Source organism: Hallerella succinigenes (genome assembly GCF_002797675.1).
GTDB lineage: Bacteria > Fibrobacterota > Fibrobacteria > Fibrobacterales > Fibrobacteraceae > Hallerella > Hallerella succinigenes.
Genome location: NZ_PGEX01000001.1, coordinates 2,836,139 through 2,857,478, shown reverse-complemented (window position 1 = coordinate 2,857,478; position 21,340 = coordinate 2,836,139). Strand labels below are relative to the sequence as shown.

At 50.5% G+C, this 21,340-nt stretch carries 20 protein-coding genes; 9 read left to right on the top strand and 11 right to left on the bottom strand.

From position 1 onward, the window contains the following. Positions 1 to 70: 70 nt before the first annotated feature. Positions 71 to 805 carry an IMP cyclohydrolase gene (locus BGX16_RS13260; protein WP_100426479.1) on the bottom strand — a complete coding sequence of 245 codons (735 nt, stop codon included), beginning with the start codon at positions 803 to 805 and terminating at the stop codon, positions 71 to 73. Between the two features lie 230 nt (positions 806 to 1,035). Between BGX16_RS13260 and groES the strand changes: the two genes are divergently transcribed. From groES to BGX16_RS13220, 8 genes are all read left to right on the top strand, one after another. Continuing rightward, on the top strand, positions 1,036 to 1,317 hold the full coding sequence (gene groES, locus BGX16_RS13255) for a co-chaperone GroES (RefSeq protein WP_100426478.1): 282 nt from the start codon (positions 1,036 to 1,038) through the stop codon (positions 1,315 to 1,317). 47 nt (positions 1,318 to 1,364) lie between these two features. Further along, positions 1,365 to 2,993, top strand: a complete 1,629-nt coding sequence (groL, locus tag BGX16_RS13250; protein WP_100426477.1) for a chaperonin GroEL — start codon at positions 1,365 to 1,367, stop codon at positions 2,991 to 2,993. Positions 2,994 to 3,174: 181 nt separating this feature from the next. Continuing rightward, entirely contained in the window at positions 3,175 to 3,828 is a 654-nt protein-coding gene (locus BGX16_RS13245; protein ID WP_100426476.1) for a nucleotide exchange factor GrpE, read from the top strand. Positions 3,829 to 3,941: 113 nt separating this feature from the next. Further along, positions 3,942 to 5,852: a molecular chaperone DnaK gene (gene dnaK / locus BGX16_RS13240; protein WP_100426475.1), complete on the top strand. Its 1,911-nt coding sequence runs from the start codon at positions 3,942 to 3,944 to the stop codon at positions 5,850 to 5,852. 119 nt (positions 5,853 to 5,971) lie between these two features. Then, positions 5,972 to 7,111 carry a molecular chaperone DnaJ gene (gene dnaJ / locus BGX16_RS13235; RefSeq protein WP_100426474.1) on the top strand — a complete coding sequence of 380 codons (1,140 nt, stop codon included), beginning with the start codon at positions 5,972 to 5,974 and terminating at the stop codon, positions 7,109 to 7,111. A gap of 26 nt (positions 7,112 to 7,137) precedes the next feature. Next, on the top strand, positions 7,138 to 7,839 hold the full coding sequence (locus BGX16_RS13230) for a type II toxin-antitoxin system CcdA family antitoxin (RefSeq protein ID WP_100426473.1): 702 nt from the start codon (positions 7,138 to 7,140) through the stop codon (positions 7,837 to 7,839). After that, positions 7,836 to 9,344, top strand: a complete 1,509-nt coding sequence (locus BGX16_RS13225; protein ID WP_100426472.1) for a RimK family protein — start codon at positions 7,836 to 7,838, stop codon at positions 9,342 to 9,344. The genes BGX16_RS13230 and BGX16_RS13225 overlap by 4 nt, the downstream gene beginning before the upstream one ends. After that, on the top strand, positions 9,341 to 10,573 hold the full coding sequence (locus BGX16_RS13220; RefSeq protein ID WP_100426471.1) for a glutamate-cysteine ligase family protein: 1,233 nt from the start codon (positions 9,341 to 9,343) through the stop codon (positions 10,571 to 10,573). The genes BGX16_RS13225 and BGX16_RS13220 overlap by 4 nt, the downstream gene beginning before the upstream one ends. Here the strand turns inward: BGX16_RS13220 and thiE are convergent, their stop codons facing one another. The 6 genes from thiE to thiS all read right to left on the bottom strand — a co-directional run bounded on the left by thiE (position 10,574) and on the right by thiS (position 15,207). Beyond that, positions 10,574 to 11,200, bottom strand: coding sequence for a thiamine phosphate synthase (thiE, locus tag BGX16_RS13215; RefSeq protein ID WP_100426470.1), 627 nt, complete (start codon positions 11,198 to 11,200; stop codon positions 10,574 to 10,576). 116 nt (positions 11,201 to 11,316) lie between these two features. Next, positions 11,317 to 12,663 (bottom strand): 2-iminoacetate synthase ThiH, encoded by a 1,347-nt coding sequence (gene thiH / locus BGX16_RS13210; RefSeq protein WP_100426469.1) that lies wholly within the window; start codon positions 12,661 to 12,663, stop codon positions 11,317 to 11,319. 14 nt (positions 12,664 to 12,677) lie between these two features. Continuing rightward, the gene (locus tag BGX16_RS13205; protein WP_100426468.1) at positions 12,678 to 13,556 is read right to left on the bottom strand and encodes a hypothetical protein; all 879 of its coding nucleotides are present in this window, start codon (positions 13,554 to 13,556) and stop codon (positions 12,678 to 12,680) included. Between the two features lie 10 nt (positions 13,557 to 13,566). After that, positions 13,567 to 14,337: a thiazole synthase gene (locus tag BGX16_RS13200; RefSeq protein ID WP_100426467.1), complete on the bottom strand. Its 771-nt coding sequence runs from the start codon at positions 14,335 to 14,337 to the stop codon at positions 13,567 to 13,569. Continuing rightward, positions 14,327 to 14,998 carry a thiamine biosynthesis protein ThiF gene (thiF, locus tag BGX16_RS13195; RefSeq protein WP_100426466.1) on the bottom strand — a complete coding sequence of 224 codons (672 nt, stop codon included), beginning with the start codon at positions 14,996 to 14,998 and terminating at the stop codon, positions 14,327 to 14,329. The genes BGX16_RS13200 and thiF overlap by 11 nt, the downstream gene beginning before the upstream one ends. After that, entirely contained in the window at positions 14,998 to 15,207 is a 210-nt protein-coding gene (gene thiS / locus BGX16_RS13190; RefSeq protein ID WP_157798059.1) for a sulfur carrier protein ThiS, read from the bottom strand. The genes thiF and thiS overlap by 1 nt, the downstream gene beginning before the upstream one ends. Positions 15,208 to 15,354: 147 nt before the next feature. Between thiS and BGX16_RS13185 the strand changes: the two genes are divergently transcribed. Further along, on the top strand, positions 15,355 to 16,056 hold the full coding sequence (locus tag BGX16_RS13185; RefSeq protein ID WP_100426464.1) for an N-formylglutamate amidohydrolase: 702 nt from the start codon (positions 15,355 to 15,357) through the stop codon (positions 16,054 to 16,056). A gap of 64 nt (positions 16,057 to 16,120) precedes the next feature. Here the strand turns inward: BGX16_RS13185 and BGX16_RS13180 are convergent, their stop codons facing one another. From BGX16_RS13180 to BGX16_RS13165, 4 genes are all read right to left on the bottom strand, one after another. After that, positions 16,121 to 16,822, bottom strand: a complete 702-nt coding sequence (locus BGX16_RS13180; protein ID WP_100426463.1) for a hypothetical protein — start codon at positions 16,820 to 16,822, stop codon at positions 16,121 to 16,123. 9 nt (positions 16,823 to 16,831) lie between these two features. Then, positions 16,832 to 17,923 carry a glycosyltransferase gene (locus BGX16_RS13175; protein WP_100426462.1) on the bottom strand — a complete coding sequence of 364 codons (1,092 nt, stop codon included), beginning with the start codon at positions 17,921 to 17,923 and terminating at the stop codon, positions 16,832 to 16,834. Between the two features lies 1 nt (position 17,924). Beyond that, positions 17,925 to 20,426, bottom strand: a complete 2,502-nt coding sequence (locus BGX16_RS13170; protein ID WP_100426461.1) for an NPCBM/NEW2 domain-containing protein — start codon at positions 20,424 to 20,426, stop codon at positions 17,925 to 17,927. 64 nt (positions 20,427 to 20,490) lie between these two features. Further along, positions 20,491 to 21,333, bottom strand: coding sequence for a carboxypeptidase-like regulatory domain-containing protein (locus BGX16_RS13165; RefSeq protein WP_100426460.1), 843 nt, complete (start codon positions 21,331 to 21,333; stop codon positions 20,491 to 20,493). Positions 21,334 to 21,340 lie beyond the last annotated feature (7 nt).

The following is a 21,340-nucleotide window of genomic DNA, read 5'->3' as shown; positions in this document are numbered from 1 at the left end:
AAAACCCGAAAGTCGTCACCAACTTTCGGGCATCTTCAAAAGGCGCGTTTAGCCGTGTTCACTAAAAGGCTTAGCCTAGCTTGTTCACAATCAAAGTCTTCGCGGCGAACGTGTCGCGGTCAATCCACTTCACAAGCAAAGAAACCTTATTGTCTGCGTCGAGAGCCTTCCAATAAGCATCCAGAGTCTTTTCTGCGGTGTCAAAAATCGGCATCCACTGCGGAACGCCTGCGAAAGACGGAATCGGGCTGCCATTCGTCACATAGGTCGAGACGAAGTGGCCAAGGCCCGGAAGAGCCTTTTCATAGCTGAACGTTTCGCGAATGCAGCCTGCATCTTCGGAATTGTCTTCGGACTTGAGGACCGAAAGCTGGTACACATACGGACTTGCGGAACGGTACGTGACGCCGGAAATGCGCGGGGTGAAGTTCGGAGCATCATCTTCGTATTCACGGGTGGCGAGAGCGCTTTCGAAAGAACCGCCCAAGCGGATGCCGTCAAAAATCGTGTCCGTCTGGTCGCCGTTCGTGATGATGTGGGAATTCGGCAGGTGGCGAGCCGGATAGTAAATGATGAGATGCGGGTCGGTGAGCTTGCTTTCATCAAAAGCTTTGGTCTTCACAAAGCCCGTATCTTCCAGTTCGAAAACACGGTTGCGGCTATTGACGCTGCGGCCCATGATCCAGTAGACCTGAACAAAGGACTTTCCATCCGGAGACGTGCCGAGAACGATTCCGCGACCCGGATACGGATTCTTGGAAAGATTCTGGAAATTTTCTTCTGCTTTAGACTGATAGCTCATCATGACCTCGTTGTTTTGCGGCAAATATAGAAAAGGAACGCCGTTTTCGTTTCATTTTTCGCCATTTTGCTTTTTGTTTCATTTTGAAACATTCCGTGAAACACTTTTCCCAAAATATCCCCAAAAAGCCCTAAAAAATCCCGTTTTATGCTTTGGCACGATTCTTGCATAGTCCTTGACTGAACAAAGGCAGCGAAAGCTGAGAAACATTTCAACAAAGAGGTACACCCACTATGATTAAGCCACTTGCAGACAGAGTTCTCATTGAACCGGCTCCGGCAGAAGATAAGACCGTCAGCGGACTTTACATTCCTGATAACGCTAAAGAAAAGCCGATGCAGGGCACCGTTATCGCCGCTGGTCCGGGCAAGAAGGACGAAAATGGCAAGGCTATCGCCATGGACGTCAAGGTCGGCGATAAGGTTCTTTATGGCAAGTACAGCGGTACGGAAGTGACCGTCGATGGCAAAGAATATCTGATCGTTCGTGAAAGCGATATTTTCGCAATCCTCTAATACACGGACAGACCTCAAAATATTTCAAGAATTAGGAGATTTACAAAATGGCTAAGCAATTGAAGTTTGATGTTGCAGCACGTGAAAAGTTGATGAAGGGCGTAGACCAGCTCGCAAATGCTGTGAAGGTCACTCTCGGCCCCAAGGGTCGCAATGTGATGGTCGGCAAGGCATACGGCGCTCCGACCGTGACGAAGGACGGCGTTTCCGTTGCCAAGGAAATCGAACTCGAAGACGCGTTTGAAAACCTCGGCGCTCAGATGGCGAAGGAAGTCGCCAGCAAGACGAACGACGCCGCTGGTGACGGTACGACCACCGCAACCGTTCTCGCCCAGGCTATCACCCGTGAAGGCCTCAAGAACGTCGCAGCCGGCGCAAACCCGATGGACATCAAGCGCGGCATGGACAAGGCAGTTGACGCTGTGATCGAAAAGCTCGCCAAGATGGCTGTGAAGATCAACGGCAAGGAACACATCGCCCAGGTCGCTACGATTTCCGCTAACAACGACGCAGAAATCGGCGAACTTCTCGCTAACGCGATGGAAAAGGTCGGCAAGGACGGCGTGATTACTCTCGAAGAATCCAAGACCGCCGAAACCACCCTCGACGTCGTCGAAGGTATGCAGTTCGACCGCGGCTACCTCTCTCCGTACTTCGCAACGAACACGGACACGATGGAAGTCAACCTCGAAGATCCGTTCATCTTGCTCTACGACAAGAAGATCAGCTCCATGAAAGACTTGCTCCCGATCCTTGAACAGGTCGCTAAGCAGGGCAAGGCTCTCCTCATCGTCGCCGAAGACGTCGATGGCGAAGCTCTCGCAACCCTCGTTGTGAACAAGATCCGTGGCACCTTGAAGGTCGCTGCCGTGAAGGCTCCGGGTTTCGGTGACCGTCGTAAGGCAATGCTCCAGGATATCGCAATCCTCACCGGCGGCGCACTCGTTTCCGAAGAAACCGGTGCAAAGCTTGAAGATGCTCCGATTACCGTCCTCGGCCGTGCAAAGTCTGTCACCATTACGAAGGACAACACGACGATCGTCGAAGGTGCTGGCAACGCCGACGCTATCAAGGCTCGCGTGAACCAGATTAAGAAACAGATCGAAACGACGACGAGCGACTACGACCGTGAAAAACTCCAGGAACGCTTGGCAAAGCTCGCTGGCGGCGTGGCTGTGATCAAGGTCGGTGCTGCTACCGAAGTTGAAATGAAGGAAAAGAAGGACCGAGTCGACGACGCTATGCACGCAACCCGTGCTGCTGTCGAAGAAGGCATTGTTCCGGGTGGCGGCGTTGCCTTCATTCGCGCTGCAAGCGCTATCGACGAACTCAAGTTCGAAAACACAGACGAAGCAACTGGCGCAAAGATTATCCGTCGCGCTATCGAAGAACCGCTCCGTCAGATTGTGAAGAACGCTGGTCTCGAAGACTCCGTGATCGTGAACAAGGTCAAGGAAGGCAAGGACGGCTACGGCTACAACGCCAAGACCGACGCTTATGAAGACCTGATCAAGGCTGGCGTCATTGACCCGGCGAAGGTCACGAAGACCGCTTTGAAGAACGCTTCTTCCATCGCTTCCATGCTCCTCTCTACGGACTGCGTGATCGTGGAAAAGAAGGAAGACAAGCCGATTGCCGCACCGCAGATGGGTGCAGGCATGGGCGGCATGATGTAATCGTTCCAAAGCTCAAGACTTTGAAAGACCGTGCTAACGCACGGTCTTTTTCGTTTCAAAACGAAACACCTAAAGATTCAAAACGCTTCAAATCCCCCATTTTTCGCTTTGGCATGGATTTTGCATTTAGAAATGCGAACTTTTACAAAACGATTTTTAACATAAAGGCTTAAATAAAATCATGGCAGAAGAACAGGAAAAGAACCCACAGGAATCCGCAGCAAACGACGACATTCTGAAGCAGGCAGAAGAGATTGCCGGCATTAAGCCGGAAGAAGCTCCGGCAGCAGAAGAAAAAGCCGCCGAAGAAGCAAAGGCAGAAGAAGCTCAGCCAATCGATCCAAAGGACGCAGAACTTCAGAAGCTCCAGGCAGAAAATGCCGCGCTGAAGGAACAGGCAAATGCTGCAGCAGATAAGTTCGTCCGTTTGATGGCGGAATTCGACAATTTCCGCCGCCGCACCGCCAAGGAACAGCTCGATTTGATCGAAACCGCAAACGGAAAACTCCTCGAAAAGCTTTCCGAAGTACTCGACAACTTCGAACGCGCCGCGGCTCCGGAAAACAACCAACAGAAAGACTTTGACGCATTCTCCAAGGGCATCCAGATGATCCACGACCAGTTCTATAAAATCCTCACGGACGCTGGCCTCGTGCAAATCGACCCGGTCGGCCAGGAATTTGACCCGAACGAACAAGAAGCCCTGATGAACCAGCCATCGGATACCGTTCCGGAATCCCACGTGGTGCAGGTTTTCCAGAAAGGTTACAAGCTCAAGAACAAGCTTTTGAAGACCGCCAAGGTAATCGTTTCGTCCGGTTCTGCTTCAAAATGAAACACAGGGTGTGAGAAGCCCGCGAAATTCAACAAATTTAAGCATCTGACGAGTTTGGCACGCATTTTGCTAAAACTAGGTCGGAAATAAAAAAGTTTAAGGAGATTACAGTTATGAGCAAGATTATCGGTATTGACCTCGGTACAACGAACAGTTGCGTCGCCGTGATGGAAGGCGGTAAGCCGGTCGTGATCGCAAACCCGGAAGGTTTCCGCACCACCCCGTCTATCGTTGCATTCGGCAAGAACGGCGAACGCCTCGTCGGCCACGTCGCAAAGCGTCAGGCAATTACCAATCCTGAAAACACGATTTACTCCATCAAGCGTTTCATGGGCCGTCATGCCGGCGAATGCTCCGATGCAGAAAAGCACATGCCGTACAAACTCATCGGTTCGGGCAACGATCTTGTCCGCGTGAAGATCGGCGACAAGGAATTCGCACCTCCGGAAATTTCCGCCATGGTTCTTCAGTCCATGAAAAAGACCGCTGAAGATTACCTCGGCCAGCCGGTGACACAGGCTGTGATTACGGTTCCGGCTTACTTCAGCGACTCCCAGCGTCAGGCAACGAAGGATGCAGGCAAGATCGCCGGTCTCGACGTTCTCCGCATTGTGAACGAACCGACGGCTGCTGCCCTCGCCTACGGCCTTGACTCCAAGAAGAGCGAAAAGGTTGCCGTGTATGATCTCGGCGGTGGTACATTCGATATCTCGATCCTCGAAATCGACGACGGTATGTTCTCCGTGAAGGCTACGAACGGTGATACCATGCTCGGCGGTGACAACTTCGACGAAGTCATCATCGACTGGATCAACGACGAATTCAAGAAGGAAAATCCCTCCATCGACCTGAAGAGCGACAAGATGGCTCTCCAACGTTTGAAGGATGCGGCAGAAAAGGCGAAGATCGACCTTTCCGCCACCACTTCCACGAACATTAACCTTCCGTTCATTACGGCAGACGCTACCGGTCCGAAGCATTTGGACCTGACCCTCAGCCGCGCCAAGTTCGACCAGCTCACCGCTGAACTTGTCGAACGTACGATTGAACCGTGCAAGAAGTGCTTGGCAGACTCTGGCCTTAGCCTTTCCGACATCGACGAAGTTCTCCTCGTCGGCGGTTCTACCCGTATCCCGGCAGTCCAGGCGAAGGTGAAGGAATTCTTCGGCAAGGAACCGAACAAGGGCGTGAACCCGGACGAAGTTGTCGCGATCGGCGCAGCTGTCCAAGGTGCAGTTCTTTCCGGTGACTCTTCCGTGAAGGACGTCCTTCTCCTCGACGTGACCCCGCTTTCCCTCGGTATCGAAACCCTCGGCGGCGTGATGACGAAGCTCATCGACCGCAACACGACGATTCCGACCAAGAAGAGCCAGGTGTTCTCGACCGCAGAAGATAACCAGTCCGCTGTGACGATTCACGTTCTTCAGGGTGAACGTACTTACGCTCGCGACAACCGCACCCTCGGCCACTTCGACTTGACGGGTATCAGCCCGAAGCCGCGTGGCGTGCCACAGATCGAAGTCACCTTCGACATCGACGCAAACGGCATTGTGCACGTGAGCGCTAAGGACAAGGAAACCGGCAAGGAACAGTCCATCAAGATTACGACCTCCAGTGGCCTTTCCGAAGACGAAATCGAACGTATGAAGAAGGACGCCGAAGCAAACGCAGAAAAGGATAAGGCTGACCGCGAACGCGAAGAAGCCAAGAACAAGGCTGAACAGGTTGTCTATCAGGCCGAAAAGATGATGAAGGATAATGGCGACAAGATTCCGGCTGACACGAAGAGTCAGCTCCAGGCCGCCATCGACGAAATCAAGTCCAAGAAGGACAACGGCTCGAAGGAAGAAATTGACGCCGCCGTGAACAAGCTCCAGAGCATGATCAGCTCCATGGCTGGTGCTGCCCAGGGCGCTCCGAACGCTGGTGCTTCTGCAGAACCGCACGCCGAACCGAAACAGGACAACGGCAAGGACGGTCCAATCGACGCTGACTACACCGTAGTCGACGACGACAAGAAGTAATCCGGTATTCTCCTTGGTTAGATAACCTATAGGATTTTCCCCTCCTCGGGGGGGGAATCCTTTTTTTTGTAATTTTGAACACGAAATTTTAATCTGACTTTTTAAGAGAGATTTGGATCATGGCAGAGAAAAGAGATTACTACGAAGTCCTAGGCGTTTCCAAAGATGCAAGCGCCGACGACATCAAGCACGCGTACAAAAAACTCGCCATTAAATATCACCCGGACAAGAACCCGGGCAACAAGGAAGCAGAAGAAAAGTTCAAGGAAGCTGCTGAAGCTTACGAAGTGCTCTCCGATTCAAAGAAGCGCGCCCAATACGACCAGTTCGGCTTTAACATGCCGGGCGCAGGCGGTCCAGGCGCAGGCGGCTTCAGCGGCGGTTTCAGCAACTTCGAAGATATCTTCAGCCAGTTCGGCGACATCTTCGGCGGTGGCTTCGGCGGATTCCATTCGTCTTCCCGTGGTCGTCAAGGTCCTCCGCGTGGACAGGATCTGCAAATCAAGATCGCTCTCTCGTATAAAGAAATTCTCACCGGTACGACGAAGAAGGTCCGCCTAAAGCGTTATGCGCCTTGTACGGAATGTAACGGCAAGGGCGGTTCTAATGTGAAGGAATGCCCTACTTGCCACGGTACAGGCCGTGTACGCCGCGTGACGCGTTCGTTCTTCCAAATGGTGAGCGAAACGACTTGCCCGGACTGTAACGGTCTCGGCGAAGTGATCGGCAAGCCGTGTTCTATTTGCCACGGCGAAGGTCGCGTTCTCGAAGAAGAAACGATTTCGATCAAGATTCCGGTCGGCGTTTCGGAAGGCCAGTATTTGAACTTGCGCGGCGAAGGCCATTGCGGTCCTCGCGGCGGCGCTGCGGGCGATTTGCTCGTCGTCATCGCCGAAAAGAAGAACGACTTTTACACGCGTGAAGGCGATGACCTGCACTGCACCATCGACGTTCCTGTTTACAAGCTCGTCTTGGGCGGAAACCTTCGCATTCCGACTCTCGACGGTGGCGAAGTTTCGATCAAGGTTTCAGCCGGTACGCAGCCGGGAGCCGTGTTCCGTCTGAAGGAACAGGGACTTCCTCCGCTGAACGGACGTGGTGCGCGTGGAAACCTCTTCGTCGAAGTGAATGCGGCCATTCCGACCGATCTTTCTTCGAAGGAAAAGGACCTTTACAAGCAGCTAGCGGAACTTCGCAAAGACAAGGACAATGCGAAGGACGAAAGCCTGATTGAAAAGATCAAAGGTTTCTTCTCGTAAAAAAGAATTCAAAATCCGGGTGAATCATGAATGTCAAGATTCTTCCACAACCGGATGACGTGACGTGCGGGCCTACAAGCCTGCACGCGATCTACCATCACTACGGTTACCAGATTTCCCTCCATCGGCTGATCAGCGAGATTGAGATGCTCGAAGGAGGCGGAACCCTAGGAGTCTTTCTCGGCCTCGACGCCTTAAAGCGCGGATTCGATGCAACCATCCATTCTGTCAACCTAGAGATCTTTGATCCCACGTGGGTTAATTTATCTATGGAAGCGCTTGCCGACAAGCTGCGGCAGGAATATGCGGCCAAGCATCGTGCCAAGCTCCGCGTCGCCATCAAGGCGTATCTCCGATTTATTGAATTGGGCGGAATCGTAAGCCTCAAAGACTTCAAACCGGGGCTTTTCGACCGCTATTTCAAAAAGAACGTTCCCCTGATTGCGGGCGTTTCTACTACTTTTCTGTATCAGAGCAAACGGGAATATACGAACTCGGACAACATGTCCGTTTTTGATGATATCCACGGCGACCCGATGGGTCACTTTGTTGTCGTCTACGGTGAAAACGAAGAGAAGAAATTCTTAATTGCTGATCCGGACTGTACAAATCCAATTGCCCATGATCACTATTACGCAGTTGAACGTAATCGACTCGTACATAGTATTCTCTTAGGTATTCTCACTTACGACAGCTTAATACTTGCCGTACAACCAAAAAAGAAATGAAAAAACTCATCGTTGTCAACAATCCGAAGAACTGGAAGTTTCACGTTTCTGAAGTGCAGGTCGTATCTGCCAAGGATTACTTGACAAATACAGAATTCACGAAGATGCGAAACGTGCGCGTCTTCAACCTGTGCAAAGACTACAGCTACCAAAGCAAAGGCTACTACGTATCCCTGCTCGCCGAAGCCCGTGGTCACAAAGTCATTCCGAACGTCAAAAGCATTCGTGATTTCAAAGCACCTGCTGTTGTCAAGAACATCTCAGAAGAAATCGACGACTTGATCCAGAAAAGTCTGCACAAGCTTACCGGCTCGGAATTCACCCTGTCGATTTACTTCGGTCAGAACGTGAGCCCGCAATATCTAGAACTTTCACAGGAGCTTTACCGACAGTTCCAGGCTCCGCTTCTGCGTGCGCACTTTGTGTTTAAACAGAAATGGTTTATTCAGAGTATCCGCCCGATCTGCGTGAACGAAATTCCGGATTCCCATTTGGAAATGGTGGACCAGTTCGCTAAGGAATACTTCGACAAGAACCGCTTTTCATCGGCTCACACGGACGACTATCTCTACGACCTCGCAATCCTCGTCAACCCGGAAGAAAAGGAACCGCCGTCCAATGCGAAAGCGATTCAAAAGTTTATCGCCGCCGCCGAAAAAACGGGTTTCCGCGTCGAGCTCATCACCAAAAAAGATTACCACCGCGTCGGCGAATTCGATGCACTCTTTATCCGCGAAACGACCAATGTGAACCATCACACGTACGCATTCGCACGCCGTGCACAGTCCCAGGGAATCGCCGTAATCGACGACCCGGACAGCATTCTCCGCTGTTCGAACAAGGTTTACCTGCAGGAACTGATGACGGTCGGAAAGATTCCCGCGCCACATACGATTATCGCCCATTCCGAAAACCGCCACGAGCTTTCCAAGCAAATCGGTTTTCCGATGATTTTGAAAGCTCCGGATTCGAGTTTCTCCATGGGCGTCGTCAAAGTCAAGGATGAAAAGGAACTACAGGCGAATCTCGACAAGATGTTCGAAAGCAGCGACCTGATCATTGCCCAGGAATTCACCCCGACGAAATTCGACTGGAGAATCGGCATTCTCGACGGCAGACCGTTCTACGCTTGCCGTTATTACATGGCCAAGGACCATTGGCAGATTTACAACTGGAACTCCAAAAACGAAGACGACATCTGCGGCCTCTTTGACTGCGTGCCTCTTGACGAAGTTCCCCACGGCATCATCAAGGCGGCCCTTCGCGTTGCCTCCCTCATTGGCAACGGTCTGTATGGCGTCGACCTCAAAGAAGTCAACGGCAAACCGATGGTGATTGAAGTCAATGACAACCCGAGCATCGATGACAACATCGAAGACCAAATCGGCGGAGAAAAGGTCTATCTCACGATCATGCACTCCCTGCGCCGCCGCATCGAAGAACGCATGAACTCGGCACAGCAACGTTTGCTGCAACATCACGGAATCGATTCTTACATCTTATGAGCAATTCTCCTTGGCATCTCTTCGATCGGTTCGGGCTTGAACTCGAATATATGATCGTTTCTAAAGAAACCGGCAAAGTTCTGCCCCGCGTCGATGCGGTTCTCGGCAAAGACGAAAACGGCGAAAACCGTTCGGACTTGCAACACGGTGACGTCGGGCTTTCGAACGAACTCGTTTCCCACGTTCTTGAATTCAAGTGTGCAGAACCGGCGAACAGTTTTGCCGGTTGGAGCGATCGATTCCACCAGGAAATCCTTGCGGCGAACGAAACGCTTTCAAAGATCGACGCAGAGCTTTTGCCGACCGCAGCGCATCCGTTTATGGATCCGATGACAGAAACAACGCTTTGGCCGTATGACTGCAACGAGATCTACGAAGCGTACGATCGCATCTTTGACTGCCGCGGTCACGGCTGGGCCAATTTGCAGTCCACGCATTTGAATATTTCGTTCTGCGGCGATGAAGAATTCGGGAAGCTTCACGCGGCGATTCGACTGCTCTTGCCGCTGATTCCGGCATTTGCCGCGTCGAGTCCTTATCTCGATAGCCGTTACACAGGCTACAAGGATGCTCGCATTGAAACGTACCGTCACAATCAGGAAAAAATTCCTAGCATTACCGGCAAGGTGATTCCGGAAGCGATCTTTACCGAAGCGGATTACAACGAAAAAATCTTTGAAGTCGTCAAACGTGATATTGCGCCGTACGATACGGATCATCTGCTGAATCATTTCTTCTTGAACAGCCGCGGAGCTATTGCACGCTTTGACCGTGGAGCGGTGGAAATTCGACTGGTGGACATTCAGGAATGCCCCAAGGCGGACGTCGCCCTTGCGGAATTTGAAATGGCTATTCTCAAGGGATTTGCGAAGGGAACGTTTGCCTCTCTCGAAGTGCAAAAAGCATTCGACACGGACAAGCTCGTCAAGATTCTTTTTGCGACCGTCAAGGATGCGGAAGAAGCTCTGATTCAGGATGCCGATTATCTGAAAATCTTTGGAATGGAAACTTCCGAAATGCAGGCGAAGGACCTTTTAAAAGCCATCCTTCAAAAAGTGCATTCGGATATTTCCGCAGAATCCCAGACGGTCCTTGAAAAGATTCTGAACCGCGGAACGCTCGCGACTGTGCTCGTGAAAAAGCTCGGCGAAAAGCCGAGCCAAAAAGCCTTTGTGCAGGAGTATGCGAAACTCGCCCACTCGCTTGCGACAAATACGCTTTACATGTAATTACAACGCAAGGAACGCAGCCTTGAGTTCTCGAGCAGCCACCTCCGGGTCGGCTGCTTTTTGTATGGCAGAGACAGCGCAGATGCCCGAAATTCCGGTTCCCTGCAACACCTGGATATTTTCCTTGTTCAGTCCGCCGATTGCATTCACATGGATCGGAACCGCTTTTACAATTTCCTTCAACGTATCGACGCTCGTGAGAATCGTCACGACTTTAGTCGTCGTCGGGTAAATCGCTCCGACTCCGAGGTAATCCGCTCCAGCCTGGTAAGCTTCCAAAGCCTGCGGAACCGTTTTGGTCGTTGCCCCGACAATTTTATCCGGTCCCATCAGTTTACGGGCGATTGCAACCGGCATATCCGACTGCCCCACATGAACGCCTTCTGCATCGATGGCAAGCGCGACATCGACACGGTCATCAATAATCAGCGGAATTTGAAAGCGTTTGGTAATCGCGTGGACCTTTTCCGCCAACTGCAAATACTCTCGAGTGGAAGATTTTTTTTCGCGGAGCTGGATCATGGAAACTCCGCCCTTGCAAGCCGCCTCCACAGAAGGCAAAAAAAGTTCTTCCGGCACCACCGTGCTGTCGGTCACAAAATAAAGAGTCGTATCCAGATTTTTCATAGTGCAAAACTAACAATTTTAGTCTTTTCCAAGCAAAATTTCTCGAGCGTTTTCCATCACGCTAAAAAAATCTTTTTCAATATTGCAACTCAATGGTTCCAAATTCAACTTGAACACTACACATAAAGGTAATCGTTGAGAACCGGCTGCAAGCCTTCGTTACTGATATCCTTATACATCGTTCCGAAGCTGCGAGAATCGTTGATTTCAAACTGTTCATCGCCTTCCCCATCATTAGCCGATTCTGTTGGAACGGCTTCGCCTTTTTGGGCAGCCGCCTTCGCGGCGTTTTCTTCGGTTGTACGCGGATTGCAGGAATCCATCTTGTACTTGCTTTCGTGATCGCCGATGCCCGTGGAGACGCCTGCGGAAATCTTCGTGGCACAGATTTTGACGATGCCATTGCGGAATTCCTTGCTTTCGCGACTCGAAACGGTGATGCCGACAAACGGCAAAAAGATACGGTATGCACAGAGGATCTGGCAAAGTTCACGTTCGTGAACATCTAACGGATTGATCTTGTCGTTGTTCACAATCGGGCGAAGTCTTGGGCAGGAAAGGCTCATTTCCGCATGCGGATACTTCTTTTGCAAATAGTAAACGTGCAAAGCGCTCGCCAAGGCGTCCTTTCTGAAATCGGAAAGGCCGAGCAAAGCGGAGAATCCGCAACCGCGCATTCCACCCATGAGGGCGCGTTCCTGAGAGTCAAAGCGGTACGGGTACACGCGCTTGTGGCCAAGCAAGTGAAGCTGTTCGTAGCGGACCTTGTCGTAAGTTTCCTGGAAAACGGTAACGTAGTCAACGCCGCATTCATGCAGGTACTTGTACTCGTCCGTGTTCATCGGATAGACTTCAACGCCAACCATGCGGAAGTACTTGTGAGCAATCTTGCAGGCATCGCCGATGTATTCCACGCTGCTCTTGGCACGGCTTTCGCCGGTAAGGATCAGCACTTCTTCCATGCCGCTGTCGGCGATGATTTTCATTTCGCGCTCGATCTGCTCCATGGAAAGCTGGACGCGTTTGATTTTGTTGTAGCAGTTGAAGCCGCAATAGACGCAGTAGTTTTCGCAGTAGTTGGCGATGTAGAGCGGCGTAAAGAAATAGACCGTATTGCCAAAGTGCTTGCTCGTTTCGAGTTTTGCCTTCTGCGCCATTTTTTCCAAATACGGAGCCGCTGCCGGAGAAAGAAGAGCCTTAAAGTCTTCGATCGAGCAAGTGTCATGTTCCAAGGCTCGGCGCACATCGGCAGCCGTGTACTTGGAATAATCATAAGTATCAACATGGCCCATCACACGTCCGTAAATATCGGACTTGAGAACTTCCATTCCCTTCATGTATTCCATAAAATTGGTTCGGGAATTCGGGTCCTTTTCCAAACGATGTTTGCGTTCGAGCACAGCTGGAGACAGGGCTTCGGAATCTATCAAAAAACGTTCGTCGTGATATTCTTTTTCAGACATAAAAATTCAACCACTTAAAAGATAACGTGATAAGGTACGCGTTTGTTCTGCTTACGACCTTTAAGATCTCGCATAAACATTTTACTAGGTGTAGGATTTACAATGGCGCGACGTCCAACATGAGTTACGCCCTCATTTTCAGGAACTTTACCATTCACATAACGCATAAAATCTTTTCTTAAATACCCATCGTGTAATCGCGTAGAAACAACAACAAATCCACCTTCATCATCAATGACTTCTATTTTTGTGTGTTCGTAGAATTCCCTATCTTCATCATCATAATACCACTCAGAACATTTTAAGGAATCTTGAGAATCTAGAATCACAATTTCATGCTGTGTTGTGTCCAAATAGCCATCTTCATAAGATTGAACCACAATATCATACAAAGTGTCGTTGCTTATATACGTGTAAACATTAAGCTCCGAATAGCAAGACCCTTCTTCACAATACTTTTCCCTATACTCTTTGGAATAGCTGATACTACCCGAAGTAAAATATTTTCCCAGGTCGTAAACGATTTCCTTTCCATCTTCAAATATTTTGAATAAAACCGAAATCGTATCCCCGTTGATACTTTTCTGATAGTAGAATTCTTCTCCGGTTCCGCTTAACTTTGAATCATCATTAAAAATATTGATTTGTTGAGCAACTTCTTTACCTGAATCATTCCTGGTAATCTTAGATATTGCTCCATTCTCGTACTCATATTTTGACATTACGAAGTCATCATCGGCCCAATATTGATACGAGCTATCTACATACGCATCGTACACTTGAATGTAACTATGAACACCCATATCAGCGTAGCGATATGCATCGAGACAAGTAGTCGCATAAGCCGCAGCCGCGACGGTAAGAACGAAAATAGCGGAAGCAAAACGATTCATATAAAAGTCCTTAGTCGCGGAGGAATCCTGTGAGCGGGTCGCTGGAACTTGCTCCACGGGAAAGCACGCGGCCAAGGCCAGCAAGGTAAGCGTTTCTACCAGCTTCGATTGCAGACTTAAAGGCAGCGGCCATACGAGGCAAATCGCCCGCTGTGGCAAGAGCCGTATTCGCCATAATGGCGGCTGCGCCCATTTCCATGGCGGCGCATGCTTCAGACGGCTTACCGATGCCAGCATCCACAATAATCGGGAGTTCAATTTCGTCAATCAAAATCTGGATGAAATCCTTCGTCGCAAGACCCCGGTTCGAACCGATCGGCGACGCAAGCGGCATCACAGCAGCAGCGCCTGCATTCACCAGATCACGCGCCACATTCAGATCCGGATACATGTACGGCATTACGACAAAGCCTTCCTTCGCAAGGACTTCCGTAGCCTTCACCGTTTCATAGTTATCCGGCAAAAGATATTTGGAGTCGCGCATGATTTCGATTTTTACAAAATCACCGCAGCCGAGTTCACGGGCAAGGCGTGCAATACGCACCGCTTCTTCCGCATTTCGCGCACCCGAAGTATTCGGCAAAAGAGTTGCACTCTTCGGAATGTAATCGAGGATATTTTCATGTTCCTTGGTATTTGCGCGACGCACCGCACACGTGATGATTTCTGCACCCGCATACTGCACCGCCGCTTCGATAAGCTTCAAAGAATATTTGCCGGAACCTAGAATAAAGCGGGATCCGAATGCATGACCGCCAATCACCAGTTTATCATTTTCCATTTTCACATTCCTTCTTTGCGATTTTATTTTCCATTCCGCAAAGAATGCGGATAATTGTCAAAGCCTCATGCGCTGCACAAGCCATCACGCGCGGGGCTATCAGTCCAATGCCCTGATTCACGTCGCTTGTGCCGTCTCCGCACAGGTAAAAGTTTTTCATGACCTTTCGGGTCAAGATGGTATTCGCCGAATCAAAGCCCGCCATTCCCGATGCGGCAACCAGAACCTGTCCAGGATTTTTTTCGAGGACCGTGTTCACAAGCATCGCCTTCGCTTCGGCTTTGTCAAAGGCTTCGCAGACAACATCTGCACGGTCGACCAGGGCGAGCGTGCTTTCTTCGGTCATGCGGACAAAATGCGTTTCTATTTGAATGTAAGGCGCGATCTCTTTCAGATTCTGGGAAAGAGCGTCCGTTTTGGGCATCCCCACCTGGCACGCCTTATACTGCTGACGGTGCAAATTCGTGACATCCACCGTATCGCAGTCGACCAAAATGAGCTTCCCCACTCCAGCGCGAGCAAGCGCAATCGCCACATTCGAACCTAGACCGCCAAGGCCGCAAACCGCCACCGTCGCCGCCTGCAACTTTTGCACATTTTCTAAGCCCTGTCGTTCGACTAGAGCCCGGAACATTTCTTCTTTAGAAGGGAGGTTCGACATCAGCCGCCTCCTACAAAGCTGACCACTTCCAAGGTGTCGCCATCCGCGAGGAGCGTTTCTGCGTACTTTGCCTTAGGAACGATTTCACCGTTTTTTTCAACGGCAATCCGTTTCGAATCAAAATTTGTGGTTGAAAGATATTCGGCGATGGATTTTCCCGCAAAGGATTTTCCATCCGTATCGATATCGACACCGTTTACTTTTATCATAGTACCTCCGTTGGCATTATCCAAATCAGGTGCGGTCGAAGTTAAAAACTTCCTCTCAGCCGGTACACACCAGCTCCCGTATGATCTAGCTAAAAAATAAATATTATTTCGCTGGAGTGAAGCGTACGAATTTCTATAATATAGGCTATGCAGAAAAAATCCGTCCTTTTCTTGAGTAGTGAACACGCTTCGAACGCCGTTCCAGAATTTTTGAAGGCTCACTTCAAAAGCAAGGAAGCAAAAGCTGTCTTAAAAACGCACCGCGGTTACGACATCGGTGCCGGAGACGTTTTTTGGGAACTCGCAAAAATCCTCCGTACCTCGTACGCAATCCAGGGCGCCTATACCCGCCTTGCGATCGACCTGAACCGCAACAGCAACAAGAACCACCGTTACTCGGAATTCACCGAACAGGCGACCGATGTGGAAAAGCAACGCATGGAAGGCTACTGGGACGGTTTCCGCGACGCTTTTCTCGGTGCGGTCAAGGCGGAGCTTTCCAAAAAGAATCCTTCCCAAATCATTCACCTTTCCATCCATAGCTTTACCCCGGAACTCGATGGTAAGGTGCGCAATGCGGACATCGGCATTCTGTACGACCCTTCCCGCAAAAAGGAAGCCGCCTACGCCAAGGCTCTCAAGAAAAACCTGGAAACCTACTTCCCGGAACTGCGCGTCCGTTTTAACTACCCGTACCTTGGCAAGACCGACGGACACGCGACCGCACTTCGCAAGCAGTACAAGGATTCGGAGTATCTGGGTTTCGAAATCGAATTCAACCAGGGGATGCTCACCCATTCGAATCCAGCAGACGTGGCGCAGCTCCTCGCCGAATCCCTGCCGGAATAGTTTTTTCGAAATTCCAAAGAAAAGACTCGTCCATGGGCGAGCCTTTCTTTTTGGTTTTAAGCTTTTACTTGGAACGCAGCACGAGTCTTGCGTAACCCTGCGAATTGAATTCCGGAGCGTCCTTGCCGAACGGAGCCTTGGATTCTTTTTTGAATTCGAATTCACGATCTTCGTCCTTCCACTTTTCGCCCGAACCGTATTCTGCGCCATCTTCAAAAATCGAAGCGGCAGCAGCCATCAAAACGGCGCGGCATTCATCTACAGACAAAGGGTCCTTTACCGCCGTGCAAAGGTCCGGCAAATTGAAAGGTTCAAGTCCAAGAGTGAAAAGAGAATCCGAAGTTTGGATCACATTCACAAAAGCTTCCATCGGCACTTCGCCCGATGTAAGGTCCGCAAAAGCCTTGGCGCTCCAGGCGCAACCCGAATTTTCCACGTAAACACCGAGAGCACCCGCGTCCAAAATCTTCTTGGCCGCAAACAGGAACGACTTGAATTCATCTGGATTCTTCACAAAGAATTCCACAAAGAAAAGGCTCTTGTGCGCGGCGAGAGCCTTGGATTCTTCATCCGAAAGCGGTGCGTGTTCTGCAAAGATCGTTTCAAGGCCTTCCGCAGCACCTTGCAGAATCGGCGCATAGAAGATCGAAGAGCCCGGAATCATCACCTGCTTTTTCGACGTGTCGAGGTTCAGCTTTTCAAGCAGGAACTTCGGAGCGTCTTCAAGCGTACACGGGAGCGGGAATGCAACGGTAAAGGGTTTCATTGAATCCTCTTAAACAGTGGAAGAAAGTTTCGATTCCAAGCGGTCAATCGCCTGGGAGAGCTGGTTTCCGGACGCGTTAAAGTCCCACGATCTGTGCTTTTCACGCATCGCCGCAGTCAAGGTCTTGGCAGAGATTTCATCCTGCTTCAAAAGTCCCGCCTTTCGAGCGCTGTGCAAAGTCTTTCCCAAGTAAAGCTGTTCCGTCTGGCCGGGCGTCGGCACAAAAATACAGTTTGCGCCCAGGTAAATCATGTCCATCACGGTGCTGTAGCCCGGACGGGAAATGCAATATTCCGCGCTCTGCACGGTCCTTGCAAATTCTACAGTTTCTAGATGATTGAAGAGTTTGACATTCGACGGAGCCTTCGGCAACGCGGCGTCGCCCGGAAATCCTCGAATGATGACATGTTCGCCAGGGATTTTTTCGAAGGCTTTGAGAAGCGCCTTTTCAAATGAAGAGCGCATGGGTTCTGGGCCTGAGAGGATCGCGACGAAGCGATACTTCTTTTCCCAATGCATATTCAAAAAGTCCATATCCGCAAAGCGTGAAAGCGCTCCGACGTATTCCGCCTTCGCCTTTGGCACGTGCGAAAGCTTTCCCGCCATTCCAGGATATTCCGAAAAATCCGGAACCCAGATGGTATCAAAGCGGGACATTTCCCGTTTGTGCCAAGCTACACCGATTTTTTCCAAGGCCTTAAACGGTCCCGGAAAAGCGATACTCAGCTGATGCGTCATGTAAATATTGTAAGCGCCTTCGGCGTGGAATCCAAAACGGTTGTCCGAAAAGATTACGTCATAACCGCGTTCCCGCACCAGTTTTTGTGCTACCTTCTGCTCTTGAAGAATCACGCTCATCAAACGTGTGGAATTTTTCAAAAGCCAAAGCGGCATTTCAAAACCGCGCCTCGGATATTCAATCCGATATCCCGGAACCGGAATCTGTTCCAAATTCGGAAACTGGCCTTTGTACAAGGCGGCAACACGACCAGACACCGCCAGATTGACCTTCCAACCGCGCGAAAGAAACTGATAGATTATCGGAATCGTACGCGTCGCATGTCCAAGGCCCCAATCAAGCGGCGCCACCAAGATCTTCATGCTAACGGTCTCCGATATTCGAAATCCAGGCGTTAGCCCAGTCGCCGTGGTCACAATCCATGTTGTCGCCCTTGATCACTCGAAGTTCCAAAAGCGAAGCCTTTTCCAATGGGATCTGGAGCTTCATCGCATCTCCCGAATACAAACGCTTCGAATGCCAGATTTCACGGTCTCCAACGTGAACGGCAAATTCCGCACCGTCACCGCAAGCGCTTTCTTCATCAAGACCGACGACCGCATGCAGCGTCCCGCTAAGAGAACCGTCAACGCACTTACCGTCTGCGCAAAGATCCAGCACAATGCGAGAATTTGCATGGGAACCGAAACCGTAACGGTAGAATTCACCGCCGACGTGAAGCGTGTGATGTTCCACGCTCTGATCGCGCTGGGCGTCCCCCCAGTCCTGCGAAACGCTTTCAAACGGGAGCGTCGAAAGAAGCTGCACCGCATCGCCTGCAACAAAAGCATCTCTCGAAAGGCGAATCGTATCTTCTGGAACGTAGAAGTTGAAGTTGTATCTGGAAAGCCCCGGAGCCTGTTCCGCGATTATCAAAGAATCCGTTGCGGAATCCAAGACTCCATGTGCGAGCAAGGAATCGCCCACAAAAACATCATAGGCAACGGATTCCGGGAAATTCTTCGTGATCGTAAAACGGTTGCTGTCGAATTCGCTCACCGAAAGTCCCTGTGCGTAAATCGAAAGTCCGTGCTTCGCAAGGATTTTGTGGATCGTGAGCGGATAACCGAACAGACGGTTTTCCGCAAGGACTTTTTCCACTTTATAGCCTTCGAGAATCGTGTTAATCTGGTCCGTGGTTTTAAAGCCTACGACACGGGATTCGCGGTTCACCTTGCCATAGCCATCCTGACCGCGGACAAGGTAAATGTTTCCACCGCTCATCGCCTGGTATTTCGCAAAATCATCTGCAGACCACCCCATAAAGGAGCGTTCACTAAAGCTCGAATGTCCCGAAGCGAGCATCTGCCACGGACGGGAATAGATGTAGATCGATTTTTTCGGAAGCTGCTTCAAATAGGTATTCAGATAATTCTCTTCGCCCAAAAGCTTGTTCTTGTAATAGAGCATGTTCGCATCAAAGCTAGGCGCATGTACAAGAGCAAGCCCGACCGAAAGCACGATGGCCGCAAGAACCGTCACAATCGCAGAACGCTTTTCATCTAGGAAACAGGTGGATACAAAATCCCCGATACCGAGCGCCATGATCAGCGCAAACAGCGGAAGGGCAACCAGCACGTAACGCTGGTTGATGTCGATTTCAAAGGTTCCCGACACGTTCAAAAGAATCACAAAAATTTGAATGCAGAAGAAGATTCCAAGTACAAAACCACGGCGGTAACGCTTCTTGAAAATCATGCGATACAGGAGCCAGGCCGTAGCCAAAAGCAGGATTATCGTAAAGGTCGTATAGAACGGATTCTGGAGAATTCCCCCGTGCGAAGGATCGCCTTCGAAGTTCATCATCTTCACAATGTCCGTCTTGAGGTTGAACCAGAAGTTCGAAAGCGAATGCGCAGCATGAGTCCCGCCCTGGAAATCATAACCGCGGTACGCAGCCATCGTATTCACCGCAGGCCAGCTCACCGCAATCGTTGAAAGCACAAACAGCGGAAGTCTGTAAAATTCCCCACGGAAATAGCGCACGTAATACAGCGCAAACGGCACAAAGGCAAAGACCGTTTCCTGACGCGTTCCCGAAAAAAGGCCGAGCAGCGGAACCGTCAGCAAAAAATGCTTCCACTTCACCTCTTTCGGCGGCACAAGTGCATACCAAGCCATCAAAAGCGAAAGGATTGCAATATAAAGGACTTCCGTCGAAGCGGACCGTGACTGCAACAGGTAAATCGGCATGCCACCGAGAAAAACCGTCGCCGCAAGCGCAAGCCAGTCATTCTTAAACCAGATAGACAGCGCAAGGAAAAATGCCACAAGGCTTAGCAGGTAGAACGGGAAATTGACAAGCAAAGCCGTATCGCGGTTCGGATCGGCGAACCGGAATACGAGGGAATAGACAAAAGCCAGGGTCTTGCCTTTGAAGTTGTTCACCTCGACTTTACAGTCTAAGGTTCCGTCGTTCCAAATGCCTTCATTGCAAACGCCCCCCGAATGCTCAAAGTACATCTGCAAGCCCATCGATTCCCAGCTCGTTTCATCCGAAAGGACTCGGTGTGAATTCTCGATGTGATTCACCGAAAAAAGCGTAAAGAACACAAGAAGGAATGCGAGAACGATTAAACTTTTGGTAGAGGGCACATGGCTCTTGACACGGCCAAAGATTTCTTTTGCGTTCACCACGAGTCCCGAAACAAGGATAAGGAAGGTACCGAGAGTCGCATAATAGCCCCATTCGATATCCCAGGATCTGGCATACGGAACCGAAAGATGGTTAAAAACAAGGAAGGCCGCGACCAGGACGAAAAGCGTCAAAACAATGATCCAACCTTCTTTACGCGTAATCGAAAACGGAACTTGATCTTGCTTCATAACTCCCCGAGGATAAAAAGAAACCCGCAAGCCATGCCCGCGGGTTTCAAGATTTAAATCTGAATTACTTCACTTCCACGTAGTAAGACTGGAGAGTCTTGCCGTTGGAAGAAAACACGATGAACTGCTTGCCCTTCGGAAGGTTGCCCTTCACCGAGAAAAGGCCTTCAGCCTTATATTCGACAGCGAGTTCGGTCTTCTTCGAGACGTCCGGGAAAATACCCTTCTTGTCATTGTCGAAGCCCTGGCAGTCTGCGTGAGCAGAAACAGCAGCCGCCACAGCCGGATAAGCCGCCGCTTCGACAGCAACCGTCACAGAACCCGGGTTGCAGTAGAGAACGTCAAGGGAAGCGTCCATCACCTTCGGTTCTGGGAGCTTGTTCACCTTGATATCCTTCTTGGATGCCTTCTTGCCCTTCTGGGACGGAGCGGAAGCGCTCATATCCTGTTCAAAGCTCGTGCGGAGACCTGCGACGGATTCCTTGCAAGTCGTGGAGAAGATAGCCCAGTTGTTCGTAATCTTCGTGCCGCCTTCTGCTCCAGCGATGTACATACCCGGGGACACAGTGTCCGGATATTCGTAAAGGGTGATTTCAAGGTTCGGGTTATCGTTCGTGGTCGTGAACTTTTGCTGACCGAGAATGTACTTGCTACGGCGGGCCTTGATTAAATAGGAACCGACAGACACGCCTTCGAACTTGAACTTACCTTCCTTGAGCATATCCTTATATGCGTAGTTCTGGCTCTGCGTACCGTAGATCGTGGAATCCATCCACACGGTCGGCATTTCAATCGGCTTGCCGGTGAAAGCATCCAAAACCTGGCCAGAAACCGTACCGGACTTATCGCAACCAAAAAGGGAAAGTGCAATAGCCGCAGTCGCAATAGGGAGCAAAACTTTTTTCATATCGAAA

Excerpts from the sequence above, each read along its gene's own strand:
- BGX16_RS13260 (WP_100426479.1), bottom strand. The coding sequence starts at position 805 with ATGATGAGCTATCAGTCTAAAGCAGAAGAAAATTTCCAGAATCTTTCC.
- groES (WP_100426478.1), top strand. The coding sequence starts at position 1,036 with ATGATTAAGCCACTTGCAGACAGAGTTCTCATTGAACCGGCTCCGGCA.
- groL (WP_100426477.1), top strand. The coding sequence starts at position 1,365 with ATGGCTAAGCAATTGAAGTTTGATGTTGCAGCACGTGAAAAGTTGATG.
- BGX16_RS13245 (WP_100426476.1), top strand. The coding sequence starts at position 3,175 with ATGGCAGAAGAACAGGAAAAGAACCCACAGGAATCCGCAGCAAACGAC.
- dnaK (WP_100426475.1), top strand. The coding sequence starts at position 3,942 with ATGAGCAAGATTATCGGTATTGACCTCGGTACAACGAACAGTTGCGTC.
- dnaJ (WP_100426474.1), top strand. The coding sequence starts at position 5,972 with ATGGCAGAGAAAAGAGATTACTACGAAGTCCTAGGCGTTTCCAAAGAT.
- BGX16_RS13230 (WP_100426473.1), top strand. The coding sequence starts at position 7,138 with ATGAATGTCAAGATTCTTCCACAACCGGATGACGTGACGTGCGGGCCT.
- BGX16_RS13225 (WP_100426472.1), top strand. The coding sequence starts at position 7,836 with ATGAAAAAACTCATCGTTGTCAACAATCCGAAGAACTGGAAGTTTCAC.
- BGX16_RS13220 (WP_100426471.1), top strand. The coding sequence starts at position 9,341 with ATGAGCAATTCTCCTTGGCATCTCTTCGATCGGTTCGGGCTTGAACTC.
- thiE (WP_100426470.1), bottom strand. The coding sequence starts at position 11,200 with ATGAAAAATCTGGATACGACTCTTTATTTTGTGACCGACAGCACGGTG.
- thiH (WP_100426469.1), bottom strand. The coding sequence starts at position 12,663 with ATGTCTGAAAAAGAATATCACGACGAACGTTTTTTGATAGATTCCGAA.
- BGX16_RS13205 (WP_100426468.1), bottom strand. The coding sequence starts at position 13,556 with ATGAATCGTTTTGCTTCCGCTATTTTCGTTCTTACCGTCGCGGCTGCG.
- BGX16_RS13200 (WP_100426467.1), bottom strand. The coding sequence starts at position 14,337 with ATGGAAAATGATAAACTGGTGATTGGCGGTCATGCATTCGGATCCCGC.
- thiF (WP_100426466.1), bottom strand. The coding sequence starts at position 14,998 with ATGTCGAACCTCCCTTCTAAAGAAGAAATGTTCCGGGCTCTAGTCGAA.
- thiS (WP_157798059.1), bottom strand. The coding sequence starts at position 15,207 with ATGATAAAAGTAAACGGTGTCGATATCGATACGGATGGAAAATCCTTT.
- BGX16_RS13185 (WP_100426464.1), top strand. The coding sequence starts at position 15,355 with ATGCAGAAAAAATCCGTCCTTTTCTTGAGTAGTGAACACGCTTCGAAC.
- BGX16_RS13180 (WP_100426463.1), bottom strand. The coding sequence starts at position 16,822 with ATGAAACCCTTTACCGTTGCATTCCCGCTCCCGTGTACGCTTGAAGAC.
- BGX16_RS13175 (WP_100426462.1), bottom strand. The coding sequence starts at position 17,923 with ATGAAGATCTTGGTGGCGCCGCTTGATTGGGGCCTTGGACATGCGACG.
- BGX16_RS13170 (WP_100426461.1), bottom strand. The coding sequence starts at position 20,426 with ATGAAGCAAGATCAAGTTCCGTTTTCGATTACGCGTAAAGAAGGTTGG.
- BGX16_RS13165 (WP_100426460.1), bottom strand. The coding sequence starts at position 21,333 with ATGAAAAAAGTTTTGCTCCCTATTGCGACTGCGGCTATTGCACTTTCC.